The sequence below is a fragment of the Mesorhizobium sp. Root695 genome (genome assembly GCF_001428185.1).
Lineage (GTDB): Bacteria > Pseudomonadota > Alphaproteobacteria > Rhizobiales > Rhizobiaceae > Mesorhizobium.
On the sequence record NZ_LMHO01000001.1, the window covers coordinates 404247 to 419924 of the forward strand.

A 15678-nucleotide genomic window follows, 5' to 3' on the forward strand; every position below is an offset into this window, starting at 1 on the left:
CTATTGCGGAAGCATGTCCTTGAGGCGGAGCAGCGCGATGCGCTCGACCTGTTTGCAGGCGGTTTCGAATTCGACGCCGCGGCTGTTGCCGATGCGCGCCTCGAATTCGGCAAGAATCTCCTCCTTCGTCTTGCCCTTCACCGCGATGATGAAGGGGAAGCCGAAGGTGGTGACGTAAGCGGCGTTGAGCTTGGAAAACAGTTCGCGCTCCTTGTCGGTCAGCGCGTCGAGGCCGGCCGAGGCCTGTTCCCTGGTCGATTCCGCCGTCAGCCGTTTGGCCTTGGCCAGTTTGCCGGCAAGGTCGGGATGGGCATTGAGCACCGAAAGCCGCTCGGTTTCGCTGGCGGAGCGAAAGATACGGCAAAGCGCATTGTGTAGGCCGCCTGAAGTGTCATGCGCCGGACCCAGTTCCAGTTCGTAGGCGCGCTCAGCGATCCACGGCGAATGCTCGAACACGCCGCCGAATGTGTGGACGAAGGTCTCGAATTCCATCTTCGATGGGCGGAGTGCCGCTGGCTTGTAAGGATTGACCTCTTGCCAGTGGCGGGCGATGTCGATGCGCCGCGCCAGCCAGACCTTGTCGTGCGACTTCACATAGTCGACGAAGCGCTTCAGCGCCGCGACCCGGCCCGGCCGCCCGACGAGGCGGCAATGCAGGCCGATGTTCATCATGCGCGGTCGGCCGGCCTGGCCCTCGACATAGAGCGTGTCGAAGCTGTCCTTCAGATAGGCAAAGAACTGGTCGCCCGAGTTGAAGCCTTGCGGCGTGGCGAAGCGCATGTCGTTGGCGTCGAGCGTATAGGGGATGATGAGTTGCGTGCCGCCCTCGTGCTCGAACCAGTAGGGCAGTTCGTCGTCATAGGTGTCCGACACATAGTCGAAGCCGCCTTCTTCAGCCACAATCCGCACTGTGTTGACCGATGTGCGACCCGTATACCAGCCGGTCGGGCGCGCGCCGGTAACTTCGTAATGCAGCTTGATCGCCGCTTCGAGGTCGCGACGCTCATCTTCGGCGCTATGGTCACGGTAGTCGATCCATCTCAGACCGTGCGAAGCGATCTCCCAGCCGGCTTCCTGCATGGCCGTGACCTGATCCGGCGAACGGGCCAGCGCGGTGGCGACGCCATAGCAGGTGATTGGCACCTCGGCCTCGGTGAACAGCCGGAGCAGCCGCCAGAAACCGGCCCGCGCCCCATATTCGTAGATTGATTCCATGTTCCAATGGCGTTGGCCCACCCAGGGCGCCGCGCCGACGATTTCCGACAGGAAGGCTTCAGAGGCCTTGTCGCCGTGCAGCACGCAGTTTTCGCCGCCTTCCTCGTAATTGACGACGAACTGTACGGCGACATGCGCGCCGCCAGGCCATTTCGGGTCTGGCGGATTGGCTCCATAGCCGCGCATGTCTCTGATGTAACGCATCGTCCCTCCCGCCGGGCATGGCCCGAAGTAAGATCAGGATATCGAAAGGGTGCCTCTCGCATTCCCCCGAAAATTTTTGAAAGTGTTTTTGTCGCACTCCGCTCGACCGGGGCTTATGCATCGCCTTTAATTGGCGCACAATTCACTGTTGATACTTGATCGTACCGGGCCAATTCGCCCGTACCGGAAATGGGAGGCGGCCAATGGCAGAAACGTCGAAAGCCGATGGCGGGCGTCTGACGACCCATGTCCTCGACACCGCGACCGGCAAGCCGGCGGCGGGACTGTCGATCGCGCTTTATCACGTCGAGGGCAAGGCGCGGACACATCTGAAGACTGTCGCCACCAATGCCGACGGCCGGTGCGACGCGCCGCTGCTGGCCGGAGCGGAGTTTCGCACCGGCGAATACGAACTGGTCTTCGCCGCGGGCGACTATTTGCGCCAGCAGGGGCTGAGCCTGCCGAAACCCGCCTTCCTTGATGTGATACCGATCCGCTTCGGCATGGCCGAAGCGGTGCATTATCATGTACCGCTGCTCGTCTCGCCCTACGGCTACTCGACCTACAGGGGGAGCTGAGGCATGGCCAAGGTCAATATCCGCAACGAGATCCGTTTCATTCTCAACGGCAGGGATGTGGTACTTTCGTCGGTGGCATCAGACGCGACCCTGCTCGACTGGCTGCGGCTCGAGCGTTCGCTGCGCGGCACCAAGGAAGGCTGCGCCGAGGGCGATTGCGGTGCCTGCACCGTCCTGGTCGGCAAGCTCTCGGAGGGCGGCTTGGTCTATGAAAGCGTCAATGCCTGCATCCGCTTCCTCGGCTCGCTGGACGGCACCCATGTCGTGACCGTCGAGCATCTGCGTGGTTCACCCGGCCAGTTGCATCCGGTGCAGCAGGCGATGGTCGATTTCCACGGCTCGCAATGCGGCTTCTGCACGCCGGGCTTCGTCATGTCGCTCTATGGCTTGTGGATGAAATCGCCCGACCCATCGAACGAGGCCATCGAAAAGGCTTTGCAAGGCAATCTCTGCCGCTGCACCGGCTACGAGGCGATCATGCGCGCCGCCCGCGCTATCTCCAGCTACGGCAAGGCGGCGAAGGACCCGCTGGCCGCGGAGCGCAAGACGATCACCGCGAGGCTGGAAGTCATGCACGACGGCGCCCGGGTCGAGATCGGCGTTGGCAAGGCGCGGCTGGTTGTACCGGCCAACGTCGATGATTTCGCCGCCGTGCTGGACAAGGATCCCGGCGCCACCATCGTCGCCGGTTCGACCGATGTCGGGCTGTGGGTGACCAAGCATATGCGCGATATTTCACCGGCCATTTTCATCGGAGATCTCGACGGGCTTTGCACCATCTCGGAAGACAAGGGCGTCATCACAATCGGCGCCGGCGTTACCTACACCGAGGCGTTCTCGACGCTGGCCAGGCGCATCCCGACGCTGGGGCCTTTGTTCGATCGCATCGGCGGCGAACAGGTGCGCAACATGGGCACCATCGGCGGCAACATCGCCAACGGCTCGCCGATCGGCGACACGCCGCCGCCCTTGATCGCGCTCGGCGCGCGCCTCACCCTGCGCAAGGGCAAGAAGCGGCGCACGATCCCGCTGGAAACCTTCTTCATCGCCTATGGCAAGCAGGACCGGCAGCCGGGCGAATTCGTCGAGGCCGTGCATGTTCCTGTTCCCGCCAAGGGCACAAAATTCGCCGTCCACAAGATCACCAAGCGTCGCGACGAGGACATCACCGCGGCCCTCGGCGCCTTCTTCCTGACGCTGGCCAAGGACGGCACGGTCGCGGAGGTGCGCATCGCCTATGGCGGCATGGCGGCGACGCCGAAGCGGGCGTCTTCTGTCGAAAAAGCGCTGCTCGGCAAGCCGTGGACCGAACAGACGGTTGACGTGGCGATGGCCGAATATGCCAAGGATTTCACCCCGCTCACCGACATGCGGGCCTCGGCCGAGTATCGCGCCCTGGCGGCGCGCAACCTTTTGCTGCGCTTCTTCGCCGAGACCAGCGGCACCGGGGAGCCGGTCGAGGTTTCAAGGCACGAGGCGGCATGATGAACAAGCACGCTGCCCCCAACCTCAAGGCTGAAAAGATCGCCGGCGGCGTTTCCACCGATCAGCGCCACGACTCCGCCCACAAGCATGTCAGCGGCACCGCCGTCTACATCGACGACATGCCGGAACCGGCCGGCACTCTGCATGGCTGCCTCGGGCTTTCTGCCGCCACGCATGCCACGATTACCAGCATGGATCTCTCGGCGGTGCGTATGGCGCCCGGCGTTGTCGACGTGCTGACGGCCAGTGACGTGCCCGGCGAGAACGACATTTCGCCGACCGGCCGCCACGACGAGCCGGTGCTTGCCGACGGCAAGGTGCAATTCTACGGCCAGCCTATCTTCTGCGTCATTGCCGAGACGCGAGAGCAGGCGCGCCGCGCCACAAGATTGGCCAAGGTCGAATACCAGGAATTGCCCTTCGTCACCGACATTGGCGCGCTCGATCCGAAGAAGGACAAGCTCGTCACGCCGCCCCTCACGCTGAAGCGCGGCGATGCCGCTGCAGCAATCCGTCGGGCGCCGCGCCGGCTGAGAGGAAATATGCGCATCGGCGGCCAGGAGCATTTCTATCTCGAAGGCCATATCGCCATGGCCATTCCGGGCGAAGACCAGGACGTCACCATCTATTCCTCGACCCAGCATCCGAGCGAAGTCCAGCACATGGTCAGCCATGCGCTCGGCGTGCCGAGCAACGCCATCACGGTGGAAATCCGCCGCATGGGCGGTGGCTTCGGCGGCAAGGAAACGCAGGGCAATCAGTTTGCCGCATTGGCCGCGATCGCCGCGAAGAAACACCATCGCGCCGTGAAAATTCGACCCGACCGCGATGACGACATGATCGCCACCGGCAAGCGTCATGATTTCCTCGTCGACTACGAAATCGGCTTCGATGACGAGGGCAACATTCTCGGTGTCGATTTCATGTTCGCGGCGCGCTGCGGTTTCTCGTCGGACCTTTCCGGCCCGGTAACCGATCGCGCGCTGTTCCACTGCGACAACACCTATTTCTGGCCGGCGGTGCACGCCCAATCGGCGCCGCTCTACACCAACACCGTGTCGAACACCGCCTTTCGTGGTTTTGGCGGCCCGCAAGGCATGGTCGGCGCCGAGCGCGTCATAGACGAGGTGGCCTTTGCCGTCGGTAAGGATCCACTCGAAATCCGCAAGAAGAATTTCTACGGCACATCAGACCGCAATATCACGCCCTACCACCAGACGGTCGAGGACAACATCATCCAGCGCATCGTCGCTGAGCTGGAGCAAAGCGCCAGCTACGCGCGGCGGCGTCGGGAAATATCGGCCTTCAACGCCAACAGCCGTTTCATCAAGCGTGGCCTGGCGCTGACGCCGGTCAAGTTCGGTATCTCGTTCACCGCCACGCACTACAACCAGGCCGGCGCGCTGGTGCATGTCTATACCGACGGTTCGGTGCATCTGAACCATGGCGGCACCGAGATGGGGCAGGGCCTCTACGTCAAGGTGGCGCAAGTGGTGGCGGAAGAGTTCCAGATCGACCTCGACCAGGTGAAGATCACCGCGACGACGACCGGCAAGGTGCCGAACACCTCCGCCACGGCAGCGTCGTCCGGCTCCGACCTCAACGGCATGGCTGCGCAGAATGGCGCTCGTCAGATCAAGGATCGGCTGATCGATTTCGCCGCCGAAAAATATCAGGTGCCGCGCGATCAGGTGCTGTTCCTGCCCAACCGGGTGCGCATCGGCAACCAGGAGATCGCCTTCGCCGACCTCGTCAAGCAAGCCTATATGGCCCGCATCCAGCTTTCGGCGGCGGGTTTCTACAAGACGCCGAAAATCCACTGGAACCGCGACAAGGGCGAGGGGCGCCCCTTCTATTATTTCGCCTATGGCGCGTCGTGCTCGGAAGTCTCGGTCGACACGCTGACCGGCGAATACATGGTCGAGCGCACCGATATTCTCCATGACTGCGGCCGATCTCTGAACCGCGCAATCGACATCGGCCAGATCGAGGGCGGCTTCATCCAGGGCATGGGCTGGCTGACGACGGAAGAACTGTGGTGGGACGCCAAGGGCCGGCTGCGCACGCACGCGCCGTCGACCTACAAGATTCCGCTCGCTTCCGACCGACCGAAGATCTTCAACGTCACCTTGGCCGACTGGCCGGAAGCCAGCGAGCCTACCATCCATCGTTCAAAGGCGGTCGGCGAGCCGCCATTCCCGCTCGGCATGTCGGTGCTGCACGCCCTGTCGGACGCGGTGGCCAGTGTCGCCGACAACAGGATCTGCCCGCGCCTCGACGCGCCGGCAACGCCAGAGCGGGTGCTGATGGCGATCGAGCGGCTGAAGAAAGAGGCCGTCGCCTGAATCCCGCCCCAGGCTCGGCAAAGCGTGCAATTCGGGCCGAAAAACCCTATATTTCCCATTCGGGAACGTGAACCATGAACTCGAAAGTGCAAAGCCTGAAAGCCTTTCTCGCCAGCGTCGGTCGGGTTGCCCTGGTCGAAGTGGCCGGGACAAAAGGCTCGACGCCACGCGAAAAGGGCGCCTTCATGCTCGTCTCGCAGACGACGATCTTTGGCACGATCGGCGGCGGTCAGCTCGAATATATGGCGATCGACAAGGCCAGGCAGATGGTGGCTAAAGAGGCCTGTATCGAGGTCGACGAGATCTGCGCAACCCTCGACGTCCCGCTCGGGCCGGAAATCGGGCAATGCTGCGGCGGGCGCGTTGAAGTGTTGATCCGGCTCGTCGATGCCACGCTAGCCGCCGAACTGGTTGCGGCTGCGGAAGCCGAGGAGGCGCACCTGCCGCATGTCTACATCTTCGGCGGCGGCCATGTCGGCCAGGCGCTGGCGTCGACTATAGCACTTCTTCCCGTGCACGGCGTCGTCATCGAGACTCGCGCCGAAGCACTGGAAGGCATGCCGGAAACCGTGGAGACGCGGCTGACGCCGATGCCCGAGGCCGAGGTGCGAAACGCCCCCGCTGGCACAGCCTTCGCCATCCTCACCCACGACCATGCGCTGGATTTCCTGATCGTCGCCGAGGCGCTGAAACGCGGCGACACTGCCTATGTCGGCATGATCGGCTCGAAGACAAAGAAAGCGACGTTCAGGAACTGGTTCCTGAAATCGGCGGGCGGCAGCCAAGCCGAGTTTGCCCGCCTCGTCTCGCCGATCGGCGGCGACGCCGTCAAGGACAAGCGCCCGCAGGTCATCGCGGCGCTGGCGGCGGCCGAGATCATGACCGCATTGGTGGTCCAGGCCGCCGAGTCAAATGCCGAGCATCAGGTCCTGCAGGACAAGGTGCTGGCGGGCTAAGCGCACCGAAAAGAACTCGCCCTTGTGGTCGAGCAGATGCATCTTTTCTGGATCGTGGAAGCGACCGCCGCTTTGGTCGAACAGCAGCGCGTCAGCATCCGCCACAAGCCCTGAACGATGTCGATATATTCCTCCGTGCGGCGGCGAAAATCGCCTGATGAAAACCCTTCCGGCCGGCTGAAATTGGCTGCCTCTTGCGGACCCTGCATCATGGTTGCGTTCCAGCCGGTGCGGCCATGGCTGATGATGTCGAGCGAAGCAAAACGGCGCGCCAGATTGTAGGGCTGATGGGCAATCGTCGACGCCGCTGCGACCAGGCCGATCCTACTCGTCATGGTCGCCAGAGCGGCAAGCAACGTCGTTGCTTCGAAGGGCATCGGCCTGTTCGCGGCGTCACCACCGGCAGCCGGCGCGGAATCGGCAAGCAGCAGCATGTCCAGGCCGGCTGCTTCAACCTTTTTGCGCGAAACCAGCCAGGCGGCCGAATTCCGGCCCCGGTGATGGATCGGCGATTCCTGACAACAGCGAAACAGCAAGATGCATTCTGGCGTTGTCGCCCATCGACGGTTCCTGCGAGACGAGATGGAGCTGGAACTATGTTCGCCACGTCCTGGGATGGCAACCGCCGGCGCTGGGCCAACCGCCGGTCATGTGTCGGCCAGTCCCTATTTGCCGGCGAGAAGGTCGTTGATCAGCCGCTGGCAGCGCTCGGCCATGAAGTCGAGCAGTAGCCGCACTTTTGGATCCTGCAGCTTCTTGTGCGGATAGACGGCGGCAAACTGCACCGGTGTCGGCGGGGTGCTGGACAGGATCACCTTCAACCGCTGGTCGCGGATAAAGGGCTCGACCTCGAAGCGTGGCTTGTTGATGATGCCACGGCCGGACAGCGCCCAGCCGGTCAGCACGTCGCCATCGTCGGTGTCGTAAGGCCCGTGCACCTCGAATTTCTGCGGACCGGTGGGGGTCTGCAGCGTCCACACATATTCGCGCGCGCCGGAATAGCGCAGCATCAGGCAGTCGTGTTTCTTGCCGATCAGCTCCTGCGGCTCCACCGGCTCGCCGCGCGCTTCCAGATATTTCGGCGCCGCCACCAGCACGCGCTCGCATTCCATGATGCCGCGCATCCTGAGGCTGGAATCCTCGATGATGCCGAGCCGGAAGGCGACGTCGATGCCTTCCTTCATGATGTCGACATTGTGGTCCGAGAGCCTCAGCCGCACCTCGATGTCAGGGTATTTGTCGTGGAAATCCGGAATGCCCGAAGCCACCAGCCGGCGCCCGAGGCCGAGGGGCGCGGTCACACGGATGGTGCCGCGCGGCTGGCCGGAAAGGGCCGAGACCGCAGCTTCCGCCTCGGTGATCGCCTCCAGCACCTGCTTGGCACCCCCGTAAAAAACCGTGCCATGCTCGGTCGGCATCAATTGGCGTGTGGTGCGGTTGAACAGCCGCACGCCGAGATGCTTCTCCAACTCCTTGATGCGGTTTGAGGCGACCGCCGGTGAAATGCGCATGTCACGGCCGGCCGCCGACAGATTGCCGAGTTCGACGACGCGAACGAAGACGGCGATGTTGTCGAGATAGGCCATGCGGTGTCGTGGCTCTCATGCGGCTGCGTGGAAACAGCTTAGTATTTTCCATTTTTTTTTGAAAGTCATCGCACACCCCGCCTCTTTCCGTTTGCGCTCCAGCCCGTAAAGTCACCGGATCGGCAGGGACGACTTCAATGATGGATTTCGCGATTTTCTGGGACTGGCTGAGTTTTGCCGTGCGCTGGCTGCATGTCGTCACAGGCATCGCCTGGATCGGCTCGTCGTTCTATTTCGTCGCGCTCGATCTCGGCCTGCGCCAGCGCGCGGGCATGCCTGTCGGCGCCTTCGGCGAGGAATGGCAGGTGCATGGCGGCGGTTTCTACCACATCCAGAAATATCTGGTGGCGCCGGCCGAGATGCCGGAACACCTGACCTGGTTCAAATGGGAATCCTACGCCACCTGGCTGTCCGGCTTCGCCATGCTGTGCGTCGTCTATTATGCCGGAGCCGATCTGTTCCTGATCGATCCCAACGTGCTGCCGATGTCGGTGCCGGTCGGCATCCTGCTGTCGCTGGCAACGATCGGCGTCGGCTGGGTGGTCTATGATCTCCTGTGCCGCTCGCCGCTTGGAAAAAGCGACACCGGGCTGATGCTGGTGCTCTACTGCGTGCTGGTGTTCATCGCCTGGGGGCTGACGCACCTGTTCACGGGCCGCGCCGCCTTCCTGCATCTTGGCGCCATCACCGCCACGATCATGTCGGCCAATGTCTTCATGGTCATCATCCCCAACCAGAAGATCGTCGTCGCCGACCTGATCGCCGGCCGCAAGCCCGACCCGAAATACGGCAAGATCGCCAAGCAGCGCTCCCTGCACAACAATTATTTGACGCTGCCTGTGCTGTTCCTGATGCTGTCGAACCACTATCCCCTGGCGTTCGGCACTGAGTTCAACTGGGTCATCGCCTCGCTGGTGTTCATCATCGGCGTGCTGATCCGGCACTATTTCAACAGCGTACACGCGCGCAAGGGCAACCCGACCTGGACCTGGATGGCGGCACTTGTCCTGTTCATCGTCATCATCTGGCTGTCGACCGCGCCGAAGGTGCTGACCGGCGAGCCCAGGGAATCGGCGGCGGCGCAAATCTATGTCGCTTCAGCGCATTTCCCGGCTGTGCGCGACACCGTGCTCGGCCGCTGCTCGATGTGCCATGCGGCGGAGCCGGTCTATGAGGGCATCTATCATGCGCCGAAGGGCGTGATGCTCGACACCGACGCCGACATCGCCAACCACGCTCGCGAGATCTATCTGCAGGCCGGCCGCAGCCACGCCATGCCGCCCGCCAACGTCAGCCAGATCACCGACAAGGAGCGGGCGCTGCTGGTGGCCTGGTTCGAAGGCGCAGGGAAATAGCATGAGCTCGACACTTCTGCGCGGCCGCACGCTCTCCTTTGTGCGCTGGCCCGAAACCATAGACGACCATTCCGCCTGGCGCTACGAGGAGGATGGCGGCTTGCTGATCCGCGACGGCAGGATCGTCGCCACGGGCACCTATACCGAGGTCGAAAAGCAGGCCGGCGAGGAGACGAATAAAATCGACCATCGGCCGCATCTGCTGCTGCCGGGCTTCATCGATGCGCATGTGCATTTCCCGCAAATGCAGATCATCGCCTCCTATGGCGCCGAACTGCTCGACTGGCTGAACACCTACACTTTTCCGGAAGAGACCAAGTTCGCCAACGCCCAGCATGGCCGCCGCATCGCGCGGCTGTTCCTCGACGAGATGGTGCGCCACGGCACCACGACGGTCGTCGCTTACTGCTCGGTGCACAAGGCCTCGGCCGAAGCTTTCTTTGCCGAGTCGCACGACCGCAACATGCTCAACATCGCCGGCAAGGTGATGATGGACCGCAATGCGCCAGACGGCGTGCTCGACACGCCGCAATCAGGCTACGACGACAGCAAGGCGCTGATCGCGCAATGGCATGGCAAGGGGCGCCAGCATTGTGCGATCACGCCGCGCTTCGCCATCACCTCGTCGCCGGAGCAGATGGAGATGGCCGCAGCACTCTGCCGCGAGTACCCCGACCTGCACATGCAGACGCATTTGTCGGAAAATCACGCCGAAATCGCCTTTACGCAGGAACTCTACCCGTGGTCGCGCGACTACACCGACGTCTACGAGCACTATGGGCTGTTGGGAAAGAAAAGCCTGTTCGGCCACTGCATCCATTTGTCGGAGCGCGAAGCGGATGCGCTTTCGGATTCGGGCTCGGTGGCGGTGTTCTGCCCGACTTCGAACCTGTTCCTCGGTTCCGGTCTGTTCGACTATCAACGCTTCCGCCGCCGCGACAAGCCGATCCGCATCGCCGCCGCCACCGATGTCGGCGGCGGCACCAATTATTCCATGCTGCGTACCATGGACGAGGGCTACAAGGTGATCGCGCTGAACGGCGAGAAGCTGAACCCGTTCCAGTCCTTCTGGCAGATGACACGCGGCAATGCCGAGGCGCTGTCGGTGGCGCAGAAGATCGGCACGCTGGAGGCAGGCACCGATGCCGACATCGTCGTGCTCGACGCCAGGGCGACGCCGGCGATGCGGCTCAGGATGGAAACGGTCGAGACGCTGGCGCAGGAACTGTTCCTGCTGCAGACGCTGGGCGACGACCGCGCCGTGCGCGAGGTCTATGTCGCAGGCCGGTCGGCCAAGAGCGACATGGCGAATTAGAGCACTACGGGGCGTTCCTTGCTTGACCCGGCGGCGGCCATCGGTCAAAGCGTGCGACAAAGTTGACAGGGGAACGACATGGCCGTTGCTGACGACATCGCTCTGATCAAGAGACAGGAAGAGATCCTGGTCTTCGCCGCCTTTGACGAGGCCGCTGCTTTCAAGATCGGTTCAGCCATCCGCGACCGCGCGCTCGCCGAGAACCTGCCTGTTATAGTCGACATCAGGACCTTCGATAGGCCGCTGTTCTATGCGGCGATGCCGGGCTCGAACGCTTCCAATCCCGACTGGGCGCGGCGCAAGATCAATGTCGTTAAACGGTTCCTGAAAAGCACCTACCGCATGGTGCTGGAACAGCAGCGCGCCGACCGCACCTTCAAGGTTGGTGAGGGACTGGATATTGCTGATTATGTGCTGGCTGGCGGTGGCTTTCCGGTTACCGTCAAGGGCGCCGGCGTCATTGGCGTAATCGCCGTTTCCGGACTGCCGGAGCGCGAGGATCACGGCGTCGTGGTCGATGCGCTGTGCGATCATTTGGGCGTCGACAAGCGCGGGCTGGCATTGCTTCGGGAAGCCGAATGACCGTGCTCGATCCCAAGGCCTTTCTCGCCTCCATCTTCAACGCGGCCGTCGCCGCAGCCGATCCGGAACGAACCATCAGGGATCATTTGCCGGCCAAGCCCAAGGGCCGCACCATCGTCATTGGCGCGGGCAAGGGCTCGGCGCAGATGGCTGCGGCTTTCGAGAAGGTGTGGGACGGCCCCATCGAAGGGCTGGTCGTCACCCGCTACGGCTATGGCGCAACCTGCGAGCGCATCGAGATCATCGAGGCGGCGCACCCGGTGCCGGATGCCGCCGGGCTCGAAGCCTCGCGGCGTCTGCTCGCCAAGGTCCAGGGACTGACAGCGGATGATCTGGTCGTGGCGCTGATTTCGGGTGGCGGCTCGGCCCTCTTGCCGTCGCCGGCCGGCAGCCTGACGCTGGCCGACGAGATCGCCGTCAACGAAGCGCTGCTCGCCTCCGGCGCGCCGATCGCAGCGATGAACACCATCCGCAAGCACCTTTCCGCCATCAAGGGCGGCAGGCTGGCGGCGGCCGCCTGGCCGGCCAAGGTGGTGTCGCTGGTCGTTTCCGACATTCCCGGCGATAATCCAGCACTTGTCGCCTCCGGCCCGACGGTACCGGACACTGGCAGCCGCGCAGACGCGCTGGCATCGATATCGGCCTATGGCATGAAACTGCCAGCCTCGGTCATGGCGCATATCAATTCGCCTGCCGCCGATGCGCCAAAGCCGGATGATGAACGCTTTTCGCGCAACGAGGTCCATCTGATCGCCTCTGCGGGTGTGTCGCTTGAAGCGGCTGCTGCGGAAGCGAAACGGCAAGCCGTCGAAGCTGTCATCCTCTCCGATGCCATCGAAGGGGAAGCGCGCGAGGTGGGCGGCGTCCATGCGGCAATCGCGCGCGAAGTGGCGACGCTCAACCGGCCATTTTCGAAGCCGGTGCTGATCCTGTCGGGCGGCGAGACAACCGTGACGCTGCGCGCAAAAGGCAAGGGCGGCCGCAATTCGGAATTCCTGCTTGCCTTCGCCATCGGCATCAATGGCGTCGACGGCATTCACGCGCTGGCCGCCGACACCGACGGCATAGACGGTTCGGAAGATAATGCCGGCGCCTTTGCCGATGCTTCGACCGTACAGCGCATGCTTGCAGCGGGCGTCGATGCCAAAGCGATGCTCGCCGGCAACAATGCCTGGACGGCCTTCAACGCGGTTGGCGATCTCTTCGTGCCCGGCCCGACCGGCACGAATGTCAACGACCTCAGGGCAATCCTGATCAGGTAGCTGAAGCAATTCAAGGAAAAGTGTGCAGCGGTTTTCCGTCCGGAATTGCGCAGAACAACGGATTAGGCGGCCATCAGCCGCTTGACCTGCATCATATCCTGCAAAAACCGCTCGCGTTCGGCTTCCTTGTCGGCCGGCTCGTGGATGCGCAGGATGAAGGACGGATGGATGGTGATGAACACGCGCAAACCATCTTCGCGCTCGATCACCTGGCCGCGCGTTTTCGTCACTGGGATTGCCTTGCCCAGCAGCGACAAGGCCGCCGTCGCGCCCAGCGCCACGGCGAGATCCGGCTTGATCAGCGCGAACTCCCTGTCGATCCACCAGCGGCAGGCCTGAACCTCGCCGGCATTCGGCTTGGAATGGATGCGGCGCTTGCCGCGCGGCTCGAACTTGAAATGCTTCACCGCATTGGTGACGTAGATTTTCTGGCGATCCACGCCCGCATCATCGAGAATGGCATCGAACACCTTGCCAGCGGGACCGACGAAAGGTTTGCCGGCAAGATCTTCCTGATCACCCGGCTGTTCGCCAACGAAAATCACCTTGGCATTGTCCGGCCCTTCGCCAAACACGGTCTGCGTCGCGTCGCGCCACAGCGGGCAGCGGCGGCAACCTTTCGAAGCCTCGCCCAGTTCGGAAATGGTGCTTGCGCCATCGTGCTGTCCTGTCTCGCCTAGTTGTTGCTTCGGCCAGTGTCGCGCCTGCACCTTGGCGTGGTGCGGCGCGGGTGCTGTCGGCATTCTGGCAATCATGTCTTTGGCTGCCTTGTCCGCTCCTGCGATCATGTCTGGAATGAGCGAGGCCTCGGGAAGGTTCCGCCAGTATTTCTTCGGCATCTCTTTCTGCATGGCTTTCACCTTCAGCCGTGCCGGGTTGAAGATGTTCTCGAAATAGGTTCGCCACAGCGCCTCAATATCGTCCTGATCAGGACCATCGCCCTTGGCCGCACCCGGTCCGAGCGCCAGCCTTTCGCCATCCCAGTCGGCGGAGGCATAAGGCGTCAGGATTGTCCAGCGCATACCGGTGAAACGCCTGACGAAGAAATCGGCATTCCGCTCGACGATGAAATGATCGGGTTCGAACCAGGCGACATAGCGCTCCTCGTCGCCGTCGCCGATCTTCCGGAAGCGCACGAAGGCATGCATCTTGTGGCTGTCGCGCCGTACCGCCTTTTCCATGGCCTCGAGACGCTTGGTGTCTGGATCCGAGGCGATCGCCAGCAGCTTCGGCTCGGTGCGCAACCGCCACAGCATCCGGTAGAGAAAGGCGAACCGGGTGGGATCGGAATGGCAGAAGGCGGTTTCCGCATGCCCGATGAAGTCGCGTGGCACCACGAGCTGCGCGCCGGCCGGCGGGGCCGGAAAATCCCTCTGCGGTCGGTCGGAACCGGTTGCGACATGCCAACTGATAACCTCCGGCCTGACCTCGTTCAGCGCCAGCCGCCGCGCCGCATCGCGCCAGCCGGAAAAGTCGGTCTCGCTGTCGAGCCACACGCTGTAGCTGGCAAGATTGAGCTCAGCCGGTTGCATGGTCAAAACAGCGACAGTTGTTCGCAAGGATGCACGATCTTGTCGCGCAAGCCGGCCTTGTCGGTGAGCGCGCCTGGCGACCAGCCTTCGGCAATGATGAAGGGCCTGAGCTTGACGATCGATTGGCAGAGGCGCCCGACATCTTCCAGCCGCATGCGCCGATGGCGGCGGGTCTCCAGGATTTTGGCGATCACCTTGGTGCCGAGACCCGGAACGCGCAGCAGTGCTTCGCGGTCGGCGCGGTTGATGTCGACCGGAAACTGCCCCCGGTTGCGCAGGGCCCAGGCCAGCTTTGGATCTATGGCGAGGTCGAGCATGCCGTCGCCGCTGCCGGCGAGGATCTCCGGCTGTGAAAATCCGTAGAAGCGCATCAGCCAGTCGGCTTGATAAAGCCGGTGCTCGCGCATCAGCGGCGGTTTCTGCAACGGCAGGGACGACGACGAATCCGGGATCGGGCTGAAGGCCGAGTAGTAGACGCGCCGCAGATGATAGCTGCCATAGAGCCGCGCGCTGGTGTGCAGTATGCCGTCGTCGGAGGTCTTGTCGGCGCCAATGATCATTTGCGTCGATTGTCCGCCCGGCGCAAAGCGTTCGCGCTTTTTGGTCCTCAGTGTCGGCTCGGCCTTCTCCTCCATTTTCTGGCGCAGCCTGGCCATGGAAAGCCGGATCGTTTCCGGCTTCTTTTCCGGCGCCAGCCGCTTTACGGCCTCGTCGGTCGGCAGCTCGACATTGATCGACAGCCGGTCGGCATAAAGCCCTGCCTTCTCGACCAGTTCCGCCGAACTTTCCGGGATTGTCTTCAGATGGATATAGCCGGAGAATTTCTCCTCCAGCCGCAATCGCCGGGCCACCTCGACCATGTCGCCCATGGTCTCGTCCGGTGAGCGGATGACGCCCGAAGACAGGAACAGGCCCTCGATGTAGTTGCGCCGGTAGAAATCCATGGTCAGCTTCACCACCTCGTCGACGGTGAAACGGGCGCGCCGTACATTCGAGGAAGAGCGATTGATGCAATAGCTGCAATCGTAGATGCAGAAATTGGTCAGCAGGATCTTCAGCAGCGAAATGCAGCGACCGTCGGGCGCATAGGAATGGCATATGCCCATGCCCTCGGTCGAGCCGATGCCGCCGGATTTCAGCGAATCCTTTTTCGCCGCACCGGAAGAGGCGCAGGAGGCATCGTATTTGGCGGCGTCGGACAGAATCGCCAGCTTTTCACGGACGGTGAGTGCACTCATATGTTCATGATATGTTCTAAGCGAG

General features: G+C 62.8%; 12 protein-coding genes and 1 pseudogene. 8 read left to right on the forward strand and 5 right to left on the reverse strand.

Going from position 1 to position 15678, the window contains the following annotated elements; genetic code table 11:
* Complete coding sequence (gene puuE / locus ASD99_RS02000; protein ID WP_057142545.1) at positions 1-1419, reverse strand: allantoinase PuuE; 1419 nt, start codon at positions 1417-1419, stop codon at positions 1-3.
* A 203-nt stretch (positions 1420-1622) separates the two neighbouring features.
* On the opposite strand from puuE, the gene uraH reads away from it, so the two are divergent.
* The 4 genes from uraH to xdhC all read left to right on the forward strand — a co-directional run bounded on the left by uraH (position 1623) and on the right by xdhC (position 6783).
* The gene (gene uraH, locus ASD99_RS02005) at positions 1623-1997 is read left to right on the forward strand and encodes a hydroxyisourate hydrolase (protein WP_057142546.1); all 375 of its coding nucleotides are present in this window, start codon (positions 1623-1625) and stop codon (positions 1995-1997) included.
* A 3-nt stretch (positions 1998-2000) separates the two neighbouring features.
* Positions 2001-3482 (forward strand): xanthine dehydrogenase small subunit, encoded by a 1482-nt coding sequence (gene xdhA / locus ASD99_RS02010; RefSeq protein ID WP_057142547.1) that lies wholly within the window; start codon positions 2001-2003, stop codon positions 3480-3482.
* On the forward strand, positions 3482-5827 hold the full coding sequence (gene xdhB / locus ASD99_RS02015) for a xanthine dehydrogenase molybdopterin binding subunit (RefSeq protein WP_057142548.1): 2346 nt from the start codon (positions 3482-3484) through the stop codon (positions 5825-5827). The genes xdhA and xdhB overlap by 1 nt, the downstream gene beginning before the upstream one ends.
* 74 nt (positions 5828-5901) lie before the next feature.
* The gene (xdhC, locus tag ASD99_RS02020) at positions 5902-6783 is read left to right on the forward strand and encodes a xanthine dehydrogenase accessory protein XdhC (protein ID WP_057142549.1); all 882 of its coding nucleotides are present in this window, start codon (positions 5902-5904) and stop codon (positions 6781-6783) included.
* On the opposite strand, the pseudogene ASD99_RS02025 reads toward xdhC, so the two are convergent.
* Positions 6784-7344 (reverse strand): annotated as a pseudogene (locus tag ASD99_RS02025) (LLM class flavin-dependent oxidoreductase); the annotation flags it as partial.
* 104 nt (positions 7345-7448) lie between these two features.
* Entirely contained in the window at positions 7449-8369 is a 921-nt protein-coding gene (locus tag ASD99_RS02030; RefSeq protein ID WP_057142550.1) for a LysR family transcriptional regulator, read from the reverse strand.
* 137 nt (positions 8370-8506) lie between these two features.
* Here ASD99_RS02030 and ASD99_RS02035 point away from each other — a divergent pair, with 137 nt between their 5' ends.
* The 4 genes from ASD99_RS02035 (at position 8507) to ASD99_RS02050 (ending at position 12883) form a co-directional block, all read left to right on the forward strand.
* Positions 8507-9724 (forward strand): urate hydroxylase PuuD, encoded by a 1218-nt coding sequence (locus ASD99_RS02035; protein ID WP_056589565.1) that lies wholly within the window; start codon positions 8507-8509, stop codon positions 9722-9724.
* 1 nt (position 9725) lies between these two features.
* Positions 9726-11039, forward strand: a complete 1314-nt coding sequence (gene guaD / locus ASD99_RS02040) for a guanine deaminase (protein ID WP_057142551.1) — start codon at positions 9726-9728, stop codon at positions 11037-11039.
* A gap of 78 nt (positions 11040-11117) precedes the next feature.
* Positions 11118-11621: a heme-degrading domain-containing protein gene (locus tag ASD99_RS02045; RefSeq protein WP_057142552.1), complete on the forward strand. Its 504-nt coding sequence runs from the start codon at positions 11118-11120 to the stop codon at positions 11619-11621.
* Positions 11618-12883: a glycerate kinase gene (locus tag ASD99_RS02050; protein WP_056589574.1), complete on the forward strand. Its 1266-nt coding sequence runs from the start codon at positions 11618-11620 to the stop codon at positions 12881-12883. The genes ASD99_RS02045 and ASD99_RS02050 overlap by 4 nt, the downstream gene beginning before the upstream one ends.
* A gap of 62 nt (positions 12884-12945) precedes the next feature.
* Here ASD99_RS02050 and ASD99_RS02055 read toward each other — a convergent pair whose 3' ends face one another.
* Together ASD99_RS02055 and ASD99_RS02060 are read right to left on the reverse strand one after the other, a co-directional pair.
* Positions 12946-14415 (reverse strand): UdgX family uracil-DNA binding protein, encoded by a 1470-nt coding sequence (locus tag ASD99_RS02055; protein ID WP_057142553.1) that lies wholly within the window; start codon positions 14413-14415, stop codon positions 12946-12948.
* Positions 14416-14417: 2 nt separating this feature from the next.
* The gene (locus ASD99_RS02060) at positions 14418-15653 is read right to left on the reverse strand and encodes a putative DNA modification/repair radical SAM protein (RefSeq protein WP_056589577.1); all 1236 of its coding nucleotides are present in this window, start codon (positions 15651-15653) and stop codon (positions 14418-14420) included.
* Positions 15654-15678: the final 25 nt, after the last annotated feature.

Excerpts from the sequence above, each read along its gene's own strand:
- puuE (WP_057142545.1), bottom strand. The coding sequence starts at position 1,419 with ATGCGTTACATCAGAGACATGCGCGGCTATGGAGCCAATCCGCCAGAC.
- uraH (WP_057142546.1), top strand. The coding sequence starts at position 1,623 with ATGGCAGAAACGTCGAAAGCCGATGGCGGGCGTCTGACGACCCATGTC.
- xdhA (WP_057142547.1), top strand. The coding sequence starts at position 2,001 with ATGGCCAAGGTCAATATCCGCAACGAGATCCGTTTCATTCTCAACGGC.
- xdhB (WP_057142548.1), top strand. The coding sequence starts at position 3,482 with ATGAACAAGCACGCTGCCCCCAACCTCAAGGCTGAAAAGATCGCCGGC.
- xdhC (WP_057142549.1), top strand. The coding sequence starts at position 5,902 with ATGAACTCGAAAGTGCAAAGCCTGAAAGCCTTTCTCGCCAGCGTCGGT.
- ASD99_RS02030 (WP_057142550.1), bottom strand. The coding sequence starts at position 8,369 with ATGGCCTATCTCGACAACATCGCCGTCTTCGTTCGCGTCGTCGAACTC.
- ASD99_RS02035 (WP_056589565.1), top strand. The coding sequence starts at position 8,507 with ATGATGGATTTCGCGATTTTCTGGGACTGGCTGAGTTTTGCCGTGCGC.
- guaD (WP_057142551.1), top strand. The coding sequence starts at position 9,726 with ATGAGCTCGACACTTCTGCGCGGCCGCACGCTCTCCTTTGTGCGCTGG.
- ASD99_RS02045 (WP_057142552.1), top strand. The coding sequence starts at position 11,118 with ATGGCCGTTGCTGACGACATCGCTCTGATCAAGAGACAGGAAGAGATC.
- ASD99_RS02050 (WP_056589574.1), top strand. The coding sequence starts at position 11,618 with ATGACCGTGCTCGATCCCAAGGCCTTTCTCGCCTCCATCTTCAACGCG.
- ASD99_RS02055 (WP_057142553.1), bottom strand. The coding sequence starts at position 14,415 with ATGCAACCGGCTGAGCTCAATCTTGCCAGCTACAGCGTGTGGCTCGAC.
- ASD99_RS02060 (WP_056589577.1), bottom strand. The coding sequence starts at position 15,653 with ATGAGTGCACTCACCGTCCGTGAAAAGCTGGCGATTCTGTCCGACGCC.